At 68.9% G+C, this 20,557-nt stretch carries 15 protein-coding genes; 7 read left to right on the top strand and 8 right to left on the bottom strand.

The annotated features are described in order from the left end of the window. Nucleotides 1-154 precede the first annotated feature (154 nt). Nucleotides 155-835, bottom strand: coding sequence for a uracil-DNA glycosylase (gene ung, locus H7F49_RS09365; protein ID WP_185683331.1), 681 nt, complete (start codon nucleotides 833-835; stop codon nucleotides 155-157). A 64-nt stretch (nucleotides 836-899) separates the two neighbouring features. On the opposite strand from ung, the gene H7F49_RS09370 reads away from it, so the two are divergent. From H7F49_RS09370 to H7F49_RS09380, 3 genes are read left to right on the top strand one after another with little or no spacing between them, the layout of a single operon-like run. Further along, nucleotides 900-1,517 carry a ribonuclease D gene (locus H7F49_RS09370; protein WP_185683332.1) on the top strand — a complete coding sequence of 206 codons (618 nt, stop codon included), beginning with the start codon at nucleotides 900-902 and terminating at the stop codon, nucleotides 1,515-1,517. Nucleotides 1,518-1,546: 29 nt separating this feature from the next. Next, entirely contained in the window at nucleotides 1,547-2,191 is a 645-nt protein-coding gene (locus tag H7F49_RS09375) for an LPS export ABC transporter periplasmic protein LptC (RefSeq protein ID WP_185683333.1), read from the top strand. A gap of 59 nt (nucleotides 2,192-2,250) precedes the next feature. After that, nucleotides 2,251-2,814: an LptA/OstA family protein gene (locus H7F49_RS09380; protein ID WP_185683334.1), complete on the top strand. Its 564-nt coding sequence runs from the start codon at nucleotides 2,251-2,253 to the stop codon at nucleotides 2,812-2,814. Nucleotides 2,815-3,128: 314 nt separating this feature from the next. Here H7F49_RS09380 and H7F49_RS09385 read toward each other — a convergent pair whose 3' ends face one another. The 4 genes from H7F49_RS09385 to H7F49_RS09400 form a co-directional block, all read right to left on the bottom strand. Then, nucleotides 3,129-5,009, bottom strand: a complete 1,881-nt coding sequence (locus H7F49_RS09385) for an AMP-binding protein (RefSeq protein ID WP_185683335.1) — start codon at nucleotides 5,007-5,009, stop codon at nucleotides 3,129-3,131. 63 nt (nucleotides 5,010-5,072) lie between these two features. Then, nucleotides 5,073-5,591: a GNAT family N-acetyltransferase gene (locus tag H7F49_RS09390; protein ID WP_185683336.1), complete on the bottom strand. Its 519-nt coding sequence runs from the start codon at nucleotides 5,589-5,591 to the stop codon at nucleotides 5,073-5,075. 152 nt (nucleotides 5,592-5,743) lie between these two features. Continuing rightward, complete coding sequence (locus tag H7F49_RS09395; RefSeq protein ID WP_185683337.1) at nucleotides 5,744-7,507, bottom strand: MFS transporter; 1,764 nt, start codon at nucleotides 7,505-7,507, stop codon at nucleotides 5,744-5,746. A 24-nt stretch (nucleotides 7,508-7,531) separates the two neighbouring features. Beyond that, nucleotides 7,532-9,055, bottom strand: a complete 1,524-nt coding sequence (locus tag H7F49_RS09400) for a DcaP family trimeric outer membrane transporter (RefSeq protein ID WP_235982053.1) — start codon at nucleotides 9,053-9,055, stop codon at nucleotides 7,532-7,534. 250 nt (nucleotides 9,056-9,305) lie between these two features. Here H7F49_RS09400 and acs point away from each other — a divergent pair, with 250 nt between their 5' ends. Beyond that, the gene (acs, locus tag H7F49_RS09405) at nucleotides 9,306-11,258 is read left to right on the top strand and encodes an acetate--CoA ligase (protein ID WP_185683338.1); all 1,953 of its coding nucleotides are present in this window, start codon (nucleotides 9,306-9,308) and stop codon (nucleotides 11,256-11,258) included. 113 nt (nucleotides 11,259-11,371) lie between these two features. After that, the gene (locus tag H7F49_RS09410) at nucleotides 11,372-11,959 is read left to right on the top strand and encodes a LuxR C-terminal-related transcriptional regulator (protein ID WP_235982060.1); all 588 of its coding nucleotides are present in this window, start codon (nucleotides 11,372-11,374) and stop codon (nucleotides 11,957-11,959) included. A gap of 46 nt (nucleotides 11,960-12,005) precedes the next feature. Here H7F49_RS09410 and H7F49_RS09415 read toward each other — a convergent pair whose 3' ends face one another. Together H7F49_RS09415 and H7F49_RS09420 are read right to left on the bottom strand one after the other, a co-directional pair. Then, entirely contained in the window at nucleotides 12,006-13,235 is a 1,230-nt protein-coding gene (locus H7F49_RS09415; protein WP_185683339.1) for a pyridoxal phosphate-dependent decarboxylase family protein, read from the bottom strand. A gap of 101 nt (nucleotides 13,236-13,336) precedes the next feature. Continuing rightward, a complete protein-coding gene (locus H7F49_RS09420) occupies nucleotides 13,337-16,684 on the bottom strand; it encodes a PAS-domain containing protein (protein ID WP_185683340.1) in 3,348 nt (1,115 codons plus the stop codon). 119 nt (nucleotides 16,685-16,803) lie between these two features. Between H7F49_RS09420 and H7F49_RS09425 the strand changes: the two genes are divergently transcribed. Both H7F49_RS09425 and H7F49_RS09430 read left to right on the top strand, forming a co-directional pair. Then, on the top strand, nucleotides 16,804-17,679 hold the full coding sequence (locus H7F49_RS09425; RefSeq protein WP_185683341.1) for an LOG family protein: 876 nt from the start codon (nucleotides 16,804-16,806) through the stop codon (nucleotides 17,677-17,679). Nucleotides 17,680-17,742: 63 nt separating this feature from the next. Then, the gene (locus tag H7F49_RS09430) at nucleotides 17,743-19,758 is read left to right on the top strand and encodes an alpha/beta hydrolase family protein (RefSeq protein WP_185683342.1); all 2,016 of its coding nucleotides are present in this window, start codon (nucleotides 17,743-17,745) and stop codon (nucleotides 19,756-19,758) included. A gap of 135 nt (nucleotides 19,759-19,893) precedes the next feature. Here the strand turns inward: H7F49_RS09430 and H7F49_RS09435 are convergent, their stop codons facing one another. Next, the gene (locus H7F49_RS09435; protein ID WP_185683343.1) at nucleotides 19,894-20,517 is read right to left on the bottom strand and encodes a TetR/AcrR family transcriptional regulator; all 624 of its coding nucleotides are present in this window, start codon (nucleotides 20,515-20,517) and stop codon (nucleotides 19,894-19,896) included. Nucleotides 20,518-20,557: the final 40 nt, after the last annotated feature.

Raw genomic sequence — 20,557 nt, forward strand, 5'->3', positions numbered from 1 at the left:
CATGCCGCCTTAGCTTCAGGTCTTGAAATCGCGCGCGTCGCTGCCGTCAGCTTCCCCCTGCTGGAACCGTGCCCCGTGCGAAATGGATGCTGAAACAAGTTCAGCATGACGAAGCTGGTTATGTCGTGAAGGCAGCCTTGCGGCCACAGCCCTTTCACACCCGCCAGTCGATCGCCCCGCGCCCCTGGGCCTCGAGGAAGGCGTTGGCCTGGCTGAAGTGGCGACAGCCGAGGAACCCGGCATGGGCCGAGAGCGGGCTGGGATGTGGCGCGGTGAGCACCAGGTGGTGGCTCTGCGCCAGGCCGGGGACGGCCAACGCCTTCTTCTTCGCATGGCTGCCCCACAGCAGGAACACACAGGGCTGCGGCTTGGCCGCGACCGCGGCCACCGCGGCATCGGTGATCGCCTCCCATCCCTTGCCGGCGTGCGATCCGGCCTGGCCGTCCTCCACGGTCAGGGCATTGTTGAGCAGCAGCACCCCCTGCCGCGCCCAGGCTTCCAGGTTGCCGTGAGCGGGGCGCGGCAGGCCCAGATCGCTTTCCAGCTCCTTGTAGATGTTGACCAGGCTGGGCGGCACCCTGACCCCGCGCTGGACCGAGAAGCACAGCCCGTGCGCCTGCCCCGGACCGTGATAGGGGTCCTGCCCCAGGATCACCACCTTGACCGCGTCGAGCGGGGTCAGCTCCAGCGCGGCCAGGCGGGTCCCGCGCGGTGGATAGATGCGCTTGCCCGCCGCTTCCTCGGCCTGGAGGAACCCGCCGAGCTGGCGCGCCTGCGGCGTGCCCAGCGCCGGGGCCAGCGCGTCTCGCCATGAAGGGGGAACCGACTGCAGCATCGCGGCCTCACATGCCTTATAGGGGGCTTCCGCTGGCCCCGCATTGCGCCTAAGCACGGCGGTCATGGCTGTCCATCTCCACGAAGAAGATCTCCCCCAGGGCGTGCTTGCCCCGGGGCCCATCGCCGTCGACACCGAAACCATGGGGCTGATCACCCCGCGCGACCGGCTTTGCGTCGTGCAGATTTCCGACGGCGGCCCCGACGAGCACCTGGTGCGGTTCAAGCCCGGCTCCGACTATGCCGCACCCAACCTGCGCGCGGTGCTGGCCGATCCGGCGCGTTTGAAGCTGTTCCACTTCGCCCGGTTCGACCTGGCCGCGATCGAGCACTACCTGGGCGTCACCGCCGCGCCGGTGTTCTGCACCAAGATCGCCAGCAAGCTGGTGCGCACCTACACCGACCGGCACGGCCTGAAGGAGCTGGTGCGGGAGCTGCTGGGCAAGGAAATCTCCAAGCAGCAGCAATCGAGCGACTGGGGCGGCCCGGTGCTGAGCGAGGCGCAGCAGGACTATGCCGCGTCGGACGTGCGCTATCTGCACGCCATGCACACGATCTTCGTCGAGCGGCTGGCGCGCGAGGGGCGGACCGAGCTGGCCCAGGCCTGCTTCGATTTCCTGCCGGTGCGCGCCCGGCTCGACCTGGCCGGGTGGGCGGAAAAGGACATTTTCAGCCACGAATAGCGGCTGGACCAGCCCATGACCGAGATCGCATGACGGATCAGGCCGACATCATCCGCAATCGCCGCCGGCTCTTCGCGATGCCGGGCGGGTCGCATGACCGGCTGGTGGCGTTCCTGGCCCGGTTCCTGCCGGCCGGGATCGGTGCGGTGGTGGCGGTGATGGTCATCGCCCCGCTGTTTCCGCGCGGCGAGGTGAGCTTCCTGCTGGATCGCAACAAGGTGGCGCTGACCACCGAACGGCTGCGCGTGGAACAGGCGATGTACCGCGGCGAGGACCAGCGCGGACGGCCCTTCTCGGTCACCGCGGGCAAGGCCGTGCAGCATTCCAACGCGGTGCCCGTGGTGCAGATGAATGACCTGTCGGCGCGGATCCTGCTGAAGGACGGCCCGGCCGAGCTCAAGGCCGGATCGGCCCGCTATGACGTCCGGGCCAATGCCCTGGACGTGGCCGGACCGATCGATTTCCGCGCCGCCGACGGCTATCGCATGACCACCAGCAACGTGCAGATCGATCTCAAGGCCCAGCAGGTCACCGGCACCGGCGGGGTGGCCGGGGCCGTGCCGAGCGGCACCTTCAGCGCCGACCGGATCGAGGCCGACCTGGACGAACGGGTGGTCGCGCTGAAGGGGCGGGCGCACCTGCGCATGCAGGGTACCCCCGGCGGGGGACGGTGATGGCGCCGGCACGGAAAAAGCCGTTCCCACTTGGCGCGGCCTTGGTCTAGAAGGCCGTCATGCCCGACCTGCCGTCCGCATCCGCCGTGCCGCTGCTCCGCCGCCTCCCAATTGGACTGGCCATCGCCCTGCTCGTCCTCGGCGCGCCGTCGGGGCGCGAAGCCGGTGCCCAGTCGCTCAGCGGGTTCAACAGCAATGCCCCGGTCGACTATGCGGCCGACAGCATCGTGCTGCAGGACAAGCAGAACCGCGTCATCCTGGCCGGCAATGTCGACATCACCCAGGGCGATCTCAAGCTGCGCGCGGCGCGCACCACGGTGGCCTATACCGACAACGGCGGAGTCAAGATCCAGCGGATCGACGCGACCGGCGGCGTCACGGTGTCGCGCGGCGGCCAGACCGCCCGTGGCGACGTGGGCGTCTATGACTTCAACCGCCGGGTAATCACCCTGGCCGGGAACGTCTCGCTCAATCGCGGGGCGGACACACTCAAGGGCGGGCGGCTGGTGATCGACCTCAACACCGGCCTGGCCAGCGTCGACGGGCGCGGCACGGCCCAGCCCGGCAGCCCTAACCCCGGCGGCCGGGTGAGCGGCAGCTTCAGCGTCCCCAAGAAGAACTGAGCGCAGGCAGCCGCCAGAGAAAGCCGCCGCGCGCGGGACGGAGCCCCCTAGGTCGTAAACTCATAAACAGCGCCATCGAGGCGCCCAAATGGCGAACAGATCGGGCTAAGCCGCCCGCAGGGAAGGCTGCTTGCCTTTCCAAGGGCGGATTTGGCCGAGATGGAAGGCATTTGGGCGTCCCGCAGGGATTTGCCCAGAAAGGCCCATCGCCGCGTTGGATAGGCTTGAAATAGAACCACTATTCCTGCGCCTATCCGCCTTGCGCTGGGCCTTTCTGCCTCAAACCTCGATGGCGCTGTTTATGCGTTTACGGCCTAGACCTTCTCCCCGAAAACCACCGCGCGCAGCATGGCGGGCACCGCCGGGTCGTCGATCGTCGGCGGGGTCGGGGCCTCCTCGCCGTTGACGATCTTGCGCAGCAGGTTGCGCAGGATCTTGCCCGAGCGGGTCTTGGGCAGCTGCGGCACGACGAAGGCGGTCTTCAGCGCGGCAACCGCCCCCAGTTCCCCCCGCACCGCGGCGATCACCCGGGCGGACAGCGTGGCATCGGCCTCGGCCCCGGCGCGCGGGACGACGAAGGCGATCGGGATCATCCCCTTCAGCGCATCGTCCGCGCCGATCACCGCACCTTCGGCCACGCCATCCACCGTGGCGACGATCTGTTCCATCTGCCCGGTGGAGAGGCGGTGCCCGGCGACGTTGATGATATCGTCGGTGCGGCCCATGATGTGCAGGAAGCCGTCGGCATCGAAGAACCCGGCGTCGCCGGTCTCGTACCAGCCGGGAAAGGCGGCGAAGTTCTTCGCGTAGCCGGCAGGATTGTTCCACAGCGTGCGGAACGCGCCCGGCGGCAAGGGCGCCTTGATCGCCACGGCGCCACTCTGCCCGGTGGGGACCGGCTGGCCGCTTTCGTCGAGGATCGCGAAGGCATAGCCCGGCACGGGAAAGCCCGCCGAGCCGCGCCGCCGGCGCAGATCGCCCAGCGCCACGCAGGAGGCGACGCCCGGCCAGCCGAGTTCGGTCTGCCACCAGTGATCGATCACCGGCAGCCCGGTCCTGGCCTCGGCCCAGGCGATCGTCTCGGGATCGGCGCGCTCGCCGGCCAGGAAGATCGCCTGGCACGGCCCGGTGCCGATCTCGGCCAGGAAGCGCGCGTCCGGGTCCTCCTTGCGCACGGCGCGGATCGCGGTCGGCGCGGTGAAGAAGGCCTTCACGCCATGCCGCGCGATGACGCGCCAGAAGGTTCCGGGATCGGGGGTGCCCACCGGCTTGCCCTCGAACAGCACCGTGGTCGCGCCAACCAGCAGCGGGGCATAGACGATGTAGCTGTGGCCCACGACCCAGCCCACGTCCGAGGCGGCCCAGAACACGTCGCCCGCGCCGACGCCATAGATGTTCGCCATCGACCAGGCGAGCGCCACGGCATGCCCGCCGTTTTCGCGGACCACGCCCTTGGGCGTGCCGGTCGTGCCCGAGGTATAGAGGATGTAGAGCGGATCGGCTGCGGCCAGCTCGGCCGCCGGGGGCACCGGATCGCCCGCGGCAGCGGCGTGCAGCGTCATCCAGTCGTGATCGCGCGGGCCGGTCAGCTCGGCCGCCAGCCGTTCGCGCTGGTAGACCACCACGTGATCGACCGCATGCCGGGCCAGGGTCAACGCCTCGTCGACCAGCGGCTTGTAGGCGATCGTGCGCGATCCCTCGATCCCGCAGGATGCGGTCAGCACGGCCTTGGGCGTGGCGTCGTCAATCCGCTTGGCCAGTTCCAGCGGAGCGAAGCCGCCGAACACCACCGAATGGACCGCCCCGAGCCGCGCGCAGGCGAGCATGGCGAAGACCGTGGGCGGGATCATCGGCATGTACAGCACCACCCGGTCGCCCTGGCCGACCCCCAGCCGCGCCAGCATCGCCGCGACCCGGCCCACCTCGCCCTGCAACTCGGCATAGGTGTAGCGGGCAACCGTATCGGTGACCGGGCTGTCATAGATCAGCGCCAGGGCCTCACCCCGCCCCGTCGCGACGTGACGATCGATGCAGTTGTAGGCCGTGTTGAGCCTGCCGCCGGGAAACCAGCCGTCCTGCTCGCGATAAGCCGCCTGCGGCGCATCGATCCAGTCGATCGCCCCGGCCGCTGTGGACCAGAAGCCCTGCGGATCGTCGATGCTCGCCTGCCAGGCGCGGGTATAGGCCTCGCTCATGGGTCCCCTCCGGTGCAGCAGCGGTCGCCGGCGCGACTCCGTCCGCGCCGGCGACTCTGCGCCTCAGCGGAAGGTCTTCGCAAGGACGACCAAAGTCGGATCCCCCTCGAAGGCCTCGGGAACGAAGCCCTCGTCGCGTTCCACCTCGATCGCGGCGTGGTTGTCGCGGCTTTCGATCGCGATGACCCGGCGCACGCCGCGGCGCTGGGCCTCGGCGGTGAGGTGGTCGAGCATGGCCCAGCCGATCCCCTCGCCCTTGCGATCCCCGCGGACCGAGACGGCGACCTCGCCGGTGTCGAGCGCGTTGTCGCAGGCGAGCAGCGCCGAGGCGACCAGCGCCCCACTGGCCTGGTCGAAGGCGAGGTAGCTTTCCGAGCGGAAATGGTCGGCGTGGATCAGCGGCTCGAGCTGGTCGTGGCTGACATGGGCCGCGGCGGCGAAGAAGCGGAAGCGGCGGTCCTCATCACTCACCGCGTCGAAGAAGGCGACCAGCGCGGGCTCGTCGGCCGCGGTCGCGGGACGGACGGTCAGGACCACGCCGGTGCGGGTGGTCAGCTTGGTGAGGGTTTCGAGATCGCTCATCGGAAGTCTCCATCAGGGGGGTGACTTCGCATGTGCAGCAAAAATCGCTGTGTTGCCTTGATCGAGAGCAAGAAGCCGGCGAATTGCAGCGGTCCAATGAAAAGCCCCTCCCCTGGCGGGGAGGGGCTTTCTGCCGCACCGGGCGGTCCCGGTCAGCCGTCGATGCTGCGCTTGTAGGTTTCGGGCAGGAAGAACAGCCCGATCACCAGGGTCGCGGCGGCGACCACCACCGGATACCAGAACCCGTGGTAGATGTTGCCGTTGGCCGCCACCATGGCGAAGCCGATCGCCGGCAGCAGTCCGCCCAGCCAGCCGTTGCCGATGTGGTAGGGCAGCGACATCGACGAGTAGCGGATGCGGCTGGGGAACAGTTCCACCAGCATGGCGGCGATCGGGCCGTAGACCATGGTCACCAGCAGGACGAGGTACCACAGCAGGGCGATCACCAGCGGCTTGTTGATCTGCGCCGGATCGGCCTTGGTCGGATAGCCGACCTTGGCGAGCTCGCCCACGACGGCCTCCTTGGCCTCGACCGCGGGCTTGCCGCCCTCGGCCGGCTTGGCCTTGACCGCCGGAGCGCCGACGACCCTGGCGGTGAAGGCGGCGATCGCCTTCTTCTTGTCATCGCCCGTGACCTTGGCCGGATCGGGCGCGACCACGGTGGTCGAACCGATCGTGATCGCGGCGATCGTCCCCGCCGGGGCGGCGACGTTCTCGTAATTGATCCCGGCCTTGGCGAGGGCGTTCTTGACGATGTCGCAGCTGGTCGTGTCGAACTTGTTGGCGCCGACCGGATCGAACTGCGACGAGCATTCGGCCGGATCGGCGGTGACGGTGACCGGGGCCGTCGCCAGCGCATGCGCCAGCGCCGGATTGGCCGCCTTGGTCAGGGCGTGGAAGGTGGGGAACAGGGTCACCGCGGCGAGCGCGCAGCCCGCCATGATGATCGGCTTGCGCCCGATCTTGTCCGACAGCGCGCCGAACACCAGGAAGAAGGGGGTGGCGAGCAGCAGCGCGACGATGATCAGGCTGTTGGCGGTCAGGCCATCGACCTTCAGCATCTTTTCCAGGAAGAACATCGCGTAGAGCTGGCCGGTGTACCAGACCACCGCCTGCCCGGCGATCGCGCCGAAGAAGGCGATAAGCACGATCTTCAGGTTCTTCCATTCGCCGAAGGCCTCGGTCAGCGGCGCCTTGGATTGGGTGCCTTCCGCCTTCATCTTCTGGAACACGGGGCTTTCGTGCAGCTTCAGGCGCAGCCACAGCCCGATCGCCAGGAACACTCCCGAGATCAGGTAGGGAATGCGCCAGCCCCATTCCTTGAACGCGTCCTCGCCCACGCCGGTGACCGGCGAGCGGACGGTGATGACGATCAGCAGCGCCATGGCCAGACCCGCCGTGGCGGTGATCTGGATCCAACTGGTATAGAACCCGCGCTTGTTGTCGGGGGCGTGCTCGGCCACGTAGGTCGCCGCGCCGCCGTATTCCCCGCCCAGGGCCAGGCCCTGGCACATGCGCAGCGCCACCAGCATGATCGGCGCGGCGACGCCGGCCGTCTGGTAAGTGGGCAGGCAGCCGACCAGGAAGGTGGAAAGACCCATCACCAGCAGGGTGATGATGAAGGTGTAGCGCCGCCCGAAGGTGTCACCGATCTTGCCGAAGACCAGCGCGCCGAACGGGCGGACGATGAAGCCCGCGGCGAAGACCAGCAGCGCCATGATGAACGAGGTGGTCGGGTTCAGCCCGGTCAGGAACTTGGCTGCGATGATCGCGGTCAGCAGGCCGTAGAGATAGAAATCGTACCACTCGAACACGGTGCCGAGCGAGGATGCGGTGATGATCAGTTTCTCGCTGTGCGTGGCCTGGTGATGGCGTGGCAAGGCGGAGAAATCGTCGGATATGTCCAGTTGCGACATGGGCCCTCTCCTTTTGTGTCCTTATCAGAAGCTGTATTTGGCGGCGAATTCCACCCGGTCGATCTGGCCCTTCGCCTCGCCGTTCGCGATCGTCGCATTGACGACGGTGCGCTCACCATGGCGATACTCGATGCCGAGGTCGATGTTCTTGACCGGGGTGTAGAACAGGTTGGCGGCGGCGCTCCAGGCGCGCTTGTTGAGGCCGTTGAGCTGGGCGAAGGTCAGCCCGCTGGCATAGTGGACCGTCTGGACCGAACCCATCAGGTTGACCCGCAGATGCGGCGTGACGGCCAGGTGGGCCGAGGCCAGGGCGGCAAAGACATCGACATCGGCCAGACGGTTGGTCGCCGGGTTGTAGACCGCGTCGGGCGCGAAGTTCAGGCCGACATAGCGGCCGATGTTGCGCCCGTAAGCGGTGATGAAGCGGATGTCGCTGGTCCGGGCGTCATTGAGGAACAGCTTGCCGCCCAGGCTGCCGCCGAGCCCCCCTGCGGTGACCCCGCTGCCCACTGCCCCCGCGCTGGCGGTGTTGTTGACCAGCGCCGTGCCGGTGCTCTCGCCGCGGACCTGGCGGACCAGCCCGGCGACCGACAGTTCGCCGCGCTGGCCGGCAAAGACGAGGCGCGCGGTGAAATCGGGCATGTGATCGGTGCCGCTTTCCATCACTGCGGCCGATCCGGCCATGGCCAGCGCGCTTTCCGGGTTCTCGATCCCGAGATGCAGCGTGACCTGCCGCGACAGCGGGGTCGAATAGCGGATCAGCGGTTCGCGGACGAAGACCGTGCCCTCGGCGCCGCCGACATAGTCGGTGCTTTCGGGCAGGGCGCCGGTGTACTGGAAGGTGGTCCAGTCCTGGCCGAAGGTGAATTTGTCGACCGTCAGGATCGCCCGGCGCAGCGCCAGGGTGTAGCCGTTGGTGGTGCGCTGCGATCCGCCCCCGGTGACGCTGGTCGAGGCACTGGGCGTGGTCTGGAAGTCGGTCTCGAGATACCCCTTCACCGCATGGCCGGCGACCTGCGAATCGAAGTTGAGCCACAGCCGGGTCTGCTTGGCGGTGAAGTCCTCGGTGGTGAAGCCGCGCCCGCCCGGCGTGGTCGGGATCGCCTGGGGCAGGTAGAAGTCGCGGCCGAGCGTGTTGCTGGGCACCGATCCGTTGCTGAAGTGGCTGTAGGCGGCAATCAGCTTGAGATAGCCACCCAGCTTGAGCGTGGTGTTGCCATTGCGGAAGCCCTCGGGCTGCGGCCTGGTCTCCAGCGCGGCAAGCTTGGTGCGGGCCTCGCCGGCCTGGGCGGTGGCGGCCTGGGCCTGGGCCGCAGCCGCCTGGGCCTGGGCGGTGGCGGCGCGGGCCTCGGTGACGGCGGCCGCGGCCTGGGCCTGTTCGCCCTGGGCGGCGGCGAGCTGCGCCTGCAACTGCAGCATCTGGGCTTCCAGCTTCTCGAGCCGGGCCTCCAGCGCCTTCTCGCGCGCGGTGGCCGCCATGGCGGTGTGCGGCGCGACGAGCGCGCTGGCGGCCAGCAACGTGGCGAGCGTGGTTGTCCTGAACGTCATCGGTTCCCTCTCCGTCGTGCGGTCTTGTCGTGCGGTCTTTGGGCGCTGGGCGCCTCGGTCCTGACCCTCGTGTCCCGCTTCAGGGGCTATCAGGCGGATCGGACCGGCACAGGCACGACCATGGTAGAGGAGAGGGCGGAGGAGAGGGGTGGGGGCCTACGACCTAGGTCTTAGTGCTTGTCACGCGCCCCCGCGCTACGACACACTCACAGCCACCAGCACAGCCATCAGAGCGTGAGAGGAACCGAACATGGCCGAGGCCGTCTATCCCGTCCCTGCCGAATGGGCCGCGAATGCCCTGGTCGACGAGGCGCGCTATCACGAACTCTATCGCCGCTCGGTGGACGAACCCGATGCGTTCTGGGGCGAAATGGCCCAGCGAATCAGTTGGATGCGCCCCTTCACCCAGGTCAAGCAGACCTCGTTCCACGCCGCCGATTTCCGGATTCGCTGGTTTGCCGACGGCACCCTGAACCTCTCGGCCAACTGCCTCGACCGGCATCTGGCCGAACGCGGCGACTCGGTGGCGATCCTGTGGGAACCCGACAGCCCGGCCGACCCGGAACGGCGCATCACCTATCGCGAGCTGCACGAGCAGGTCTGCCGCTTCGCCAACCTGCTCAAGGCGCGCGGGGTCAAGCGCGGCGACCGGGTGACGCTTTACCTGCCGATGGTGCCCGAGGCGGCCGTGGCCATGCTGGCCTGCGCGCGGATCGGCGCGATCCATTCGATCGTCTTTGCCGGCTTCTCGCCCGAGGCGCTTGCCGGGCGGATCGAGGACTGCGGCAGCCGGATCGTGGTGACCAGCGACGAAGGTCTGCGCGGGGGCAAGAAGGTTCCGCTCAAGGCCAATGTCGATGAGGCGCTGGGCCACTGCGCCGGGGTCGATACGGTGATCGTGCTGAAGCGCACCGGCGCGGCGGTGGCGATGCAGCCGGGCCGCGACGTGGACTGGCACGAAGGCGTCGCCGCGCAGAGCGCCGATTATCCGCCCGAGGAGATGGACGCCGAGGATCCGCTGTTCATCCTCTACACCTCGGGGTCCACCGGCAAGCCCAAGGGCGTGCTCCACACCACCGGCGGCTATGCGGTCTGGGCCTCGCTGACGCACGAGCTGGTGTTCGATTACCGCCCGGGCCAGATCTACTGGTGCGCGGCGGACATCGGCTGGGTCACCGGCCATTCCTACGTGGTCTATGGCCCGCTGATGAACGGCGGCACCACGGTGATGTTCGAAGGTGTGCCCAACTTCCCCGATCCCAGCCGCTTCTGGCAGGTGGTCGACAAGTTCCAGGTGGAGATCTTCTACGGCGCCCCCACCGCGCTGCGCGCGCTGATGCGCGAGGGCGACGAGTGGGTGAAAAAGACCAGCCGCCAGAGCCTGCGCCTGCTCGGCTCGGTGGGCGAGCCGATCAATCCGGAAGCCTGGGAGTGGTATCACAAGGTCATCGGCGAAAGCCGTTGCCCGATCGTCGACACCTGGTGGCAGACCGAGACCGGCGGGGTGATGATCACCCCGCTGCCCGGCGCCACCGCGCTCAAGCCCGGTTCGGCGACGCGGCCGATGCTGGGGGTCAAGCCCGCGCTGGTCGACAACGACGGCACCCCGATCGAGGGCGCCGGGGAAGGCTGCCTGGTGATCACCGATTCGTGGCCGGGCCAGATGCGCACCGTCTGGGGCGATCATGAGCGCTTCTTCCAGACCTATTTCACCACTTTCGCCGGCCAGTACTTCACCGGCGACGGCTGCCGCCGCGACGCCGATGGCTATTACTGGATCACCGGACGGATCGACGACGTGATCAACGTGTCCGGCCACCGCATGGGCACGGCCGAGATCGAGAGCGCGCTGGTCGCCCATGCCAAGGTGGCCGAGGCCGCCGTGGTCGGCATGCCGCACGAGATCAAGGGCCAGGGCATCTATGCCTATGTCACGACCAACGCCGGGATCGAACCCGACGAGGCGCTGCGCAAGGAGCTGGTCCAGTGGGTGCGGCACGAGATCGGGCCGATCGCCACGCCCGACGTGATCCAGTTCGCCCCCGGCCTGCCCAAGACCCGGTCGGGCAAGATCATGCGCCGCATCCTGCGCAAGATCGCCGAGAACGACGTTTCGAACCTGGGCGACACGTCGACCCTTGCCGATCCGTCCGTGGTCGATAATCTGCTCGCGAACCGGCCCCGGTTGCCCGAGGCGGTCTAGGCCCGCGGCCCGACTCCCGACAGGGAGCGGGCGGGCGGGCCGAGCGAGCGGGGGGTGCCATAGAGACGATCCTGATCGCGGACGATCATCCGCTGTTCCGCCAGGCCCTGGCCCTGGCCGTGGCGAATGTCGTGCCGCAGGCCCACGTGATCGAGGCGGGAACGCTGGCGGCCGCCGCCCGCGCGACCGGCGAGGCGACGGACCTGCGACTGATCCTGCTCGATCTCAAGATGCCCGGCGCGGTCGGCTATTCGGGGATCGCCCTGCTCCATGCCGAAAGGCCCGAGGTGCCAATCCTGGTGGTGTCGAGCGCGGACGGCGCCGGGGCCGCCGACGAGGCCCGCGCCTTCGGGGCGGTGGGCTTCCTGCCCAAGGATTCGGACCTGGGGGTGATCGAGCGGGCCATCGCCGAGGCGCTCGGCACCACGCCGCTCGGCACCACCCCGCGCGGCCCGGGCCCGACCGGCGACCAGCCGGTCGATGCCGTGCGCCGGGAGGTCGCCAACCTGACCCCGACCCAGCTCAAGGTCCTGCTCGCCGTGCTCGACGGCAAGCTCAACAAGCAGATCGCCTATGACCTGTCGATGAGCGAGGCGACGGTGAAGGCGCACATGACCGCGATCATGCGCAAGCTCGACGTCCAGAACCGCACCCAGGCGGCCCTGGCAGCGCGCGCGCTGGGGCTGGACCTGCGGCACTAGGGTCGGGTGAACGTCGGCTAGGGCGGCAGCAGTTCCCTTCTCCTGCTCACGACGCCCCGAGTGTCCGCAGGGCGTCCTCCAGGGCCGCTGCGAAAGCGGCGATCGCGAAGTTCGGATTGGCCGCGACATTCCGGATCCAGCGTTCGCCTGCCAGCGTGGTCAGCGAACAGGATCCGGCCGGCATGGCGGCGAACAGCCGGTCGGTGAGTGCAGCGGATTTGGGCCGCCACACCACCACGCCGGTCTGCGGCGGCGCCAGAAGCTCGAGCTGCGCGCAGGACGACACCAGGTCCGCCAACCGGGCTGCCAAGGCCATGCAGGCGTCGATGCGGGCGGCGGTACCTTCGCGCCCCCAGGCCAGCAAAGTGGCCAGCAGGGGAACGGCCGCGGCGCCGTGCGATCCGAGCACCCCCACATTGGGGGCCGCCAGATAGGCGCCACCAAAGGCGATGGCGGAATGGGCCCGGGCGGCATCCCGGAACAGGATCAAGGCTGACTCTTTGGGCTGGAACAGCCATTTGTGCGCCGAGATCGCCACCGAATCGGCACGCTCGATCCCGGCCAAAACCGGCGCGTGCCGGTGGCTGAAGCGGAGCGGCCCGGCCCAGGCGGCGTCGACGTGGGTCCAGGCGGCCCGCCCGCACAGCGACAGGTCGTCGACCGCGCCTGTGCTGGTCGTGCCGGCCGTCAAAACCAGAGCCGTCCGCCGCAGATCCACCGGCAGGGCCTCTGGCACCAGCGCTCCGGAGGGTCGGCACGGCAGGGGATGCGCAGCCAAGCCCAGGATATGCGCCGCCTTGCCCACCGACAGATGCGCCGACTCCCCATAGGCGACGGCCTGGACGCCTGCGCATTCGCGGGCCGCCCATAGCGCGGTCAGGTTGGCCAGCGTCGAGCCCGGCACCATGTGCCCGCCGCCCATCGCGAACAGCGGGACGATCCAGTCAATGACCCTCTGCTCGATATCCCGAGCCACGGGGGCCGTCGCCGGATGCAGCAGGTTCTGGTTGACCGACGCGTTCCACAGGGTCGTGGCCCACGTGATCCAGGGCGTGGGCGGATCCATGTGGGCAAAGGCCGTCGCCTCACCGAGCCGGGCTGCGCCGCCAATCACATGGGGAGCGAGCCGATCCAGCGCGGCGCAGGTCCCACAGCCCACCTCGGGCAAGGTGCTCGGCAAGGGAAGCGCAGCTTCAGCGCCCTCAGTGACCGCACCCAGCAGCTCCAACGCATGCGACAGCCCAGCAAGGTCGAACGAGAAATCGGCATCGGCCATGGGACCAGCTAACCCGGGTGGGCCAGCCTGCCCAAGTCATTTCTCGGCTGAGACCGCGTCCGCCCGTCCTGTCCGGGCGCCGCCGGCTTACGGTCCTTGCGCTACACCCGCCCGAGAAACGCCTCGATCGTGGCGGGATCAGCAGGCTTGGCCAGCACCGGCACACCCATCGCAGCGGCGCGCGCGGCGACCTGGCTGTCGCGCTCGGCGGTGACGAGGGCGACCGGCAGCCCGGGGCGCGTCCGGCGCAGTGCAGCCGCAAGGTCGAGGCCGTCGGCCCCGTCGCCGAGCTGGAAATCGACCAGCGCGGCATCGACCTCGCCCGCCAGGGCCCTGGCCTCGGCGGCGGTGGTTGCCGCGTGCGCGGTGTGGCCCATGGCGGCGAGCAGCGCGGCCGTGGCGGCGACGATTTCGGGTTCGTTGTCGACCACCAGTACGGTCAGCGGGCGGGCCTCGGCCGGAGTGGGCACGGTGCCGGAGGGCAGGACCGGAGGCGCGGCTTCCCCCCGTGGCAGCACCAGGCTGAAGCGGCTGCCCCGCCCCGGCGTGGACGCGAGCTCGATCCGCCCGCCGAGCAGCCGGACGATCCGCTGGGCAATGGCCAGGCCCAGCCCGAGCCCCTCGGCCTCGACCTGGCCCAGGCGGGTGAACTCGCCGAACACCTCGTCGTGCCGGTCGGGCGCGATGCCGATGCCGCTGTCGATCACGTCGATCCTGAGGTCCTCGCCCCTTCGGCGCACCCCCAGCACAATCCCGCCTCGATCGGTATAGCGCACCGCATTGGTCAGGAAGTTCTGCAGGACCGAGCGCAGCAAGCCGGGATCGGTCACCACCGCGCCGGCCAGCGGGCCCAGCCGCAGGGTCAGGCCCTTCTCCTCGGCGAGCGGGCGGATGCCTTCGGCCAGGTCGGCCAGAAACGGTGCCAGATCGATCGGGGCGCAGTCGGGCTGGACCCCGCCGGCATCGAGCTTGCTGATGTCGAGCAGGGCGCGCAGCAGCGCCTCGGCCCCGACGATCGCGCGATCGACCCGTGCCACCAGATCCTGCCGCGCCGTGCCGGGATCGCGCGCAAGGGCGGCGGCGAACAGCCGCGCGGCGTGGAGCGGCTGGAGCAGGTCATGGCTGGCGGCGGCGAGGAACCGGGTCTTGTCGCGGGTGGCCCGGGCCAGCAGCGCATTGGCGGCGGACAGCTCACGGGTCCGGTCGGCGACACGGCTTTCGAGTTCGGCCAGGGTAGTCTCCAGCTCGTCGCGGACCCGCGCCTCTTCCGACACGTCGGTGAAGCTCATCACGTAACCGCCGCCGGGCATCGGCCCGCCCACGGTCTTGATCACCCGCCCGTCGTTGCGGCGCCGCTCGAACCCGTGGGGGCTGCCGCGGCGCATGTGCTCGAGCCGCTTGGCGACATGGAACTCCACCTCGCCCGGGCCGAAATCGCCGTGCCGGGCGTTGTGCCGGATCAGCTCGGCGACCGGCACCCCGACCTGGACCAGCCCCGGGGGATAGCCGAAGATGTCGAGATAACGGCTGTTCCAGGCGACCAGGTTCATCTCGGCATCGACCACGCTGATCCCGGCATCGACATTTTCGAAGGTGGCGGCGAGCAACTGGCGCGAGAAGCTTAGCGACTGCGATCCTTCGTCGAGCAGACGGGTGACATCGCCCAGCGACATCTGCCCTCCCGCCAGCGCCGAGGCGACCAGCGCCCGGGCCGAGGCCGCGCCGACCACCCGGGCGATCAGCTCACGCGCGCGGCGGGCCGACTTGCGATCGATCGGGCGTCCGTGGCGATCGGCGGGAAATTCGCGGCTGGCGGCATCCTCGCCGACGAAGCTGGCGACCAGCCGGTGCAGGTCCCCGATGTCGCTGACCCCGCGGGCGAACGGCGCGATCCGCAAGCGGGGCGAAGGGCGGGCGGCGCGCGCGGCGAAGAGGCCATAAGCGAGGACGTTGGCACCCAGCGACCAGACCACGCCATGGACCAGCGGGCTCGCCTGCCCCACCCCGAACAGCCGCAGCGGGTCGAGCGGGCCGTGGCGCAGCGCATCGAGCCAGGGCTGGGGCAGGATCGGCGGCAGGGCGAGGGTGTAGAGCCACAGCGCCATCCCCACCCCCAGGCTGACCCGCGCCGCCAGCACGTCGCGCCGCTCGGCATAAGTGGCCAGCAGCAGGTGCGGCGAGATCTGCGCCATCGCGGCGAAGGCAACATAGCCCATCGAGGCGAGCGATTCGCGTGGCGAGACCAGCAGTGCCCAGGCCAGCGCCAGCCACATCACCGCCATGATCGAGATCCGGCGGACCCGCAGCATGCGCCGTCCCAGCGCCCCGGCCTGGAGGATCGCCGCATCGCCTCCGCCCGGACCCGCCGCCCCGCGCCGGTGCAGCGTGGGGAAGATCAGATCGTTCGAGACCATCGTGGCCAGCGCGGTCGAATCGACGATCACCATCGAGGCCGCGGCGGCGATCCCGCCGATCAGCGCGAGCACGAGCATGCCCGGGTTGCCGGCATGGGTCGGCAGGTCGAGCACGAAGTTGTCCGGAGACTCTCCCGCCGGCAGGAGCGTGACCCCGGCCAGCGCGATCGGCAGGGCCATGGCGGCCATGATGGCGATGAAGGCGGCAAGGCCGTGGCGCGCCTCGACCAGATCATCGGGGGTGCGCGCCTCGACCACGGCCATGTAGAACTGGCGCGGCAGGATCAGCACGGCAAAGACCGAGATGACCATGATCGCCAGCGTCTCGAACGAGATGTGACCGGGATGGAACCGTTCGCCCAGGGTGGCGAGGCCCGCCGCCAACTGGGCCGGGGGCGCGGCGATCAGCAAGCCCGTCGCCATGGCCGCCACCGCGATCAGCGCGACCGCCTTGATCAGCGATTCGGCCCCGATCGCGAAGACCAGCCCTTCGCTCCGCCCGGCGAGCTCGAATCGGCGTGCGCCGAACAGGATCGCGAACAGCGCGAGCAGCGGCGCCGCGACGATCATCGCCGGCACCGCCACCGGCTGCCCGGTGACCAGGCTCAGGGCCTTGCCGATCGACCGGAACTGCAGCGCGACGTAGGGAATCGTGCCGAGCAGCGCGATCACCGTCACCAGCCGGGCCACGATCGGATCATGATCGAATCGGGCGGCGATGAAGTCCGACAGGGTCTTGGCCTGTTCGTTGGCGACGGCCTGCGACAGCGCGCGCAGGAAGCGCGGCGCAAACAGCAGCAGCAGCACCGGTGCGACGTAGATCGGCAGATAGTTCCACCCTTCGCGCACGGCGGAGCCGACTGCGCCGTAGAAGGTCCAGCTCGAACAGTAGACCCCCAGGGCCAGGGTGTAGGCGCGGTGGCGGATCGTCGGATGGCGCGCCGGCGCCCAGCGACCGCGCTCCACCAGCGCCGCCACGCCGAACAGGGCGATCAGGACGGCCAGTGCGTAAAAGGCGGCCCAGTGCCAGCTCATCGATAGTCCCCCGCCGCAGAGCCTAATGCGAAACGCCGCCGTGTAAATCCGCCATGCCCAACGCCGATAGCGCTGCAATGACCGTTGCGCTTTGCCGCCGTTCCGAGCATCCAGTGGTCATGAGCGAAGACGACAAGGCGCGGGGGCTGACCCGCCGCAAGTTCTACAAGGCCGAACAGGAAGCCTCGTTCGCCGAAGCCCACCCCCACACCACGCCGCAGACCCAGGACCCGGCCTATCGCCTGGCCTTCCGCGACACCGATTTCCTGCTGCGCGAGGAACTGCGCCCGGTGCGCTTCCAGCTTGAGCTGCTCAAGGCCGAGATGCTGCTGGAAGAGGCCAGGATCGGATCGACCCTGGTGGTCTATGGCTCGGCCCGGATTCCCGCCCCGGAAGCCGCCGAGGCCGCGCTGGCCACGGCGACCACGCCCGAACGCCGCGCCGTGATCGAACGGCTGGTGGCCAAGGCGCCGTGGTACGACGAGGCCCGCCAGCTCGCCCGGATCGCGACGGAGGCCGCCGTGGTCGAAAACGGCATGCGCCAGTTCGTGGTCTGCTCGGGCGGGGGCCCCTCGATCATGGAGGCGGCCAACCGCGGGGCAATCGAGGCCGGGGGCGAGACGGTGGGGCTCAACATCCTGCTGCCGCACGAACAGGCACCCAATGCCTATGTCACACCGCACCTGTCCTTCCAGTTCCACTACTTCGCGCTGCGGAAGATGCACTTCCTGCTGCGCGCGCGGGCGGTGGCGGTGTTCCCGGGCGGGTTCGGCACCTTCGACGAGTTCTTCGAGCTGCTGACCCTGATCCAGACCGGCAAGATGAAGCCGATCCCGATTCTGCTCTACGGCGCCGATTTCTGGAACCGCGTGATCAACTTCCGGGCCCTGGCCGAAGAGGGCGTGATCAATGCCGCCGACCTGAACCTGTTCACCCCGGTCGAGACCGCGGCCGAGGGCTGGGCGGTGATCCGGCGGTTCTACGAACTCGATTGATGGGGCGGCCCGGTCCGTCAAGACTGTGCCGAGCATAGGGGCTCAGGGGAAGGGAACGGGCTGATGATTGCTCGGACACTGCGGCGTGCCGGTGCCCGGTCGGGGCGGGCCAGGATGCTGGCAGCACCGCTGCTGTTCGCCCTGGGCGGAGCTTTCGGTCCTACCGCCCTGGCCGCGCCACCACCGCTTGAAGCTTACGGACGGCTGCCCGGCTTCGAGGATGCGGCCATCTCGCCCAGCGGGCGCCATGTCGCCATGCTCGCGACGATCAAGGGCGGTCGTACCCTTCTGGTGATCGACCAGCAGGGCGCGCTGGTGACCAGCTTCCCGTTCGGCATGAACGACAAGCTGCGCGCGATCCGATGGGCCGGCGATCAGGCCGTGCTGGTCAGCTACAGCGTGACCGCTGCGCTGCCGATGGGCTTCATCACCAGCAAGACGGAACTGGGGGCCGTGTTCGTCCTGCCGCTCGACAAGTCACCGCCTTGGGCTGTTTTCCATGACGATCACGATATCACCGGCGGCGTGCGCGGCACCTTCGGCCTGATCGAACGGGACGGCCGCTGGTTCGGCTATTTCGGAGGCGTCACGCTGGTGCGTGGGGTGGCGGGGTCGGACAGCTATCTGCCGACTGGCGCGGTGCGGCCGGACCTCTACGAGGTCGACCTGCAGACCCGTAAATCCAAGCGCATCGCCAGGCGCGCCGAAGACGGCGACGCCGAGCGCGACTGGCTGGTCGATGGCCATGGCATGGTCGGTGCCACACTCAACTGGGTTCACAGTAACGGTCACTGGACGCTGCTCAACGGCCAGCATGCCACGATTGCCTCGGGCGTGGCAAAGGGCTCCGCCTCGCTGATCGGCTTCACCCCCGATGGCAGCGGGGTGGTCTATTCGACCCAGGACGATGCCGGTGTCGAATCCCGCTGGTTCACCGTTCCGATCGCGGGGGGAACGCCTCAACCATTCCTCGACGATCTCGACGTGGATCGGGTGTGGCTGGACAAGGGCCGGCAAATGACCGGCTACACCAGCGGCCGCGCCGGCGGTGGCAGCGCCTTCTTCGATCCCGCACGCGACAAAGCCTACCGCAAGCTCCAGGCCGCCTTTGCGGGCAAGCGATTGTCGATCGAGAGCGCCAGCGACGATTTCGATCATTTGCTGGTCAAGGTTGATGGCGGCGATGATCCTGGCACCTGGTACAGGGTCGACGTCTCGCAGCACCGCGCCGCGCCTATCGGCTTCGCTTATCCTCTCGATCCGAAGGATGTCGGCTCCAGCCGGTTCATCAGCTACACTGCCAGCGATGGGCAGAAGATGGAGGGCGTGCTCACCCTGCCGCCCGGACGCACGCCGCGTAATCTGCCGGCGGTGGTCATGCCGCACGGCGGCCCAACCGCTCATGACGAGCCCGGCTTCGATTGGTGGGCCCAGGCCTATGCTTCGCGCGGCTACGCCGTGTTCCAGCCCAATTTCCGCGGCTCGACCGGGTATGGCGACGCCTTTCAGCAAGCCGGGCACGGCGAATGGGGCCGCAAGATGCAGACCGACATATCGGATGGCGTCGCCGAACTGGTCCGACAGGGCATCATCGATCCCAAGCGCATGGCGATCGTTGGCGCCAGCTATGGCGGCTATGCCGCGCTGGCAGGGGTGACGCTGCAGCAAGGACTGTACCGCTGTGCCGTCTCGGTCGCCGGGATCGGCGATCTCGGCCGGTTCGTTGCAGGCCGGATCAACGACTATCAGGACGCCGCCCTGAACCGTGCACTCAAGGCCGAAATCGGCACTGGCCGCGATCTCAAGCTGGTCTCACCGCAGCGCTATGCCGACAAGGTGACGGTGCCCGTGATGCTGATCCACGGCAAGGATGACACCGTGGTCGACTATGCCCAGAGCAGCGCCATGGCCAATGCCCTGCGCGACGCCGGCAAGCCGGTGGAGTTTGTCACCCTGCAGGGCGAGGATCACTGGCTGTCGAAAAGCGCGACCCGCCAGGCCATGCTGGAGGCCTCGGTGAACTTCGTGCTGAAACACAATCCGCCCGATCCGGAACCCGCTGGCGAAACGAAGCGCTGAGCCGGGGCCCGGATCAAGTCCGGGGCGACGACAAAAGACCAGGCGGTGGAACCGGTCTAAGGCCACGCCCCGAACAGCTGCTTCCGAGCGCCAACGGCCGTTGGACATCGTGCCGGTCGAAATCGTGTCGGCCGCCTAGCTATCGGCGGCGATGCCCCGGCGGAGAAAGTCGTTGGCGAGCGCCGCCAGATCGTCGGCGGGCAGGTCATCCCCCCAGACGACGTAGCGCAAGCCCAGGAACACGTTCATCCCCATGATCGCCCAGACGTGGGCTTCGGACAGGTCCGCGCGGAAATCGCCGCGTTCCACCCCGGCGCGGAGGCGTTCGTGCATCCGCCGCGCCGTGCTTTCGTAGTGAATGCGGAAGCTGGCCGGATCGACGAACTCGGCCTCATCGATGATCCGGTAGATTTCCTTGTGCTCGCGCACGAACCGCAGGAAGCCGAGCAGGGCCGCGCGTTCGCGCGCAAAAGCGTCGCCCTCGCCGACCGCGGCCTTGCGTGCGGCATCGCGCACCCGGCCCGACAGGTCGCGGACCAGCGCCTGGTAGATCTCCTCCTTGGATTCGAAATAGGTGTAGAAGCTGCCCAGCGCGGTTCCCGCCCGCCGGGTGATCCCGGTGATGGAAGCCTCGTGGAACCCCTTCTCGCCGAACTCCACCGCCGCGGCATCAAGCAGCTTGCGCAGCGTCTTGCGCCCGCGCTCGGTGCGCGGCGTGCGGTCCGCCGCGGGCTCGGGACGATCGGCACCTGTGGTCATTGCGCCACAGCTAACCGGATTGCCGCGCCATGGCAAACAA

The organism is Novosphingobium aerophilum, from assembly GCF_014230305.1.
GTDB lineage: Bacteria > Pseudomonadota > Alphaproteobacteria > Sphingomonadales > Sphingomonadaceae > Novosphingobium > Novosphingobium aerophilum.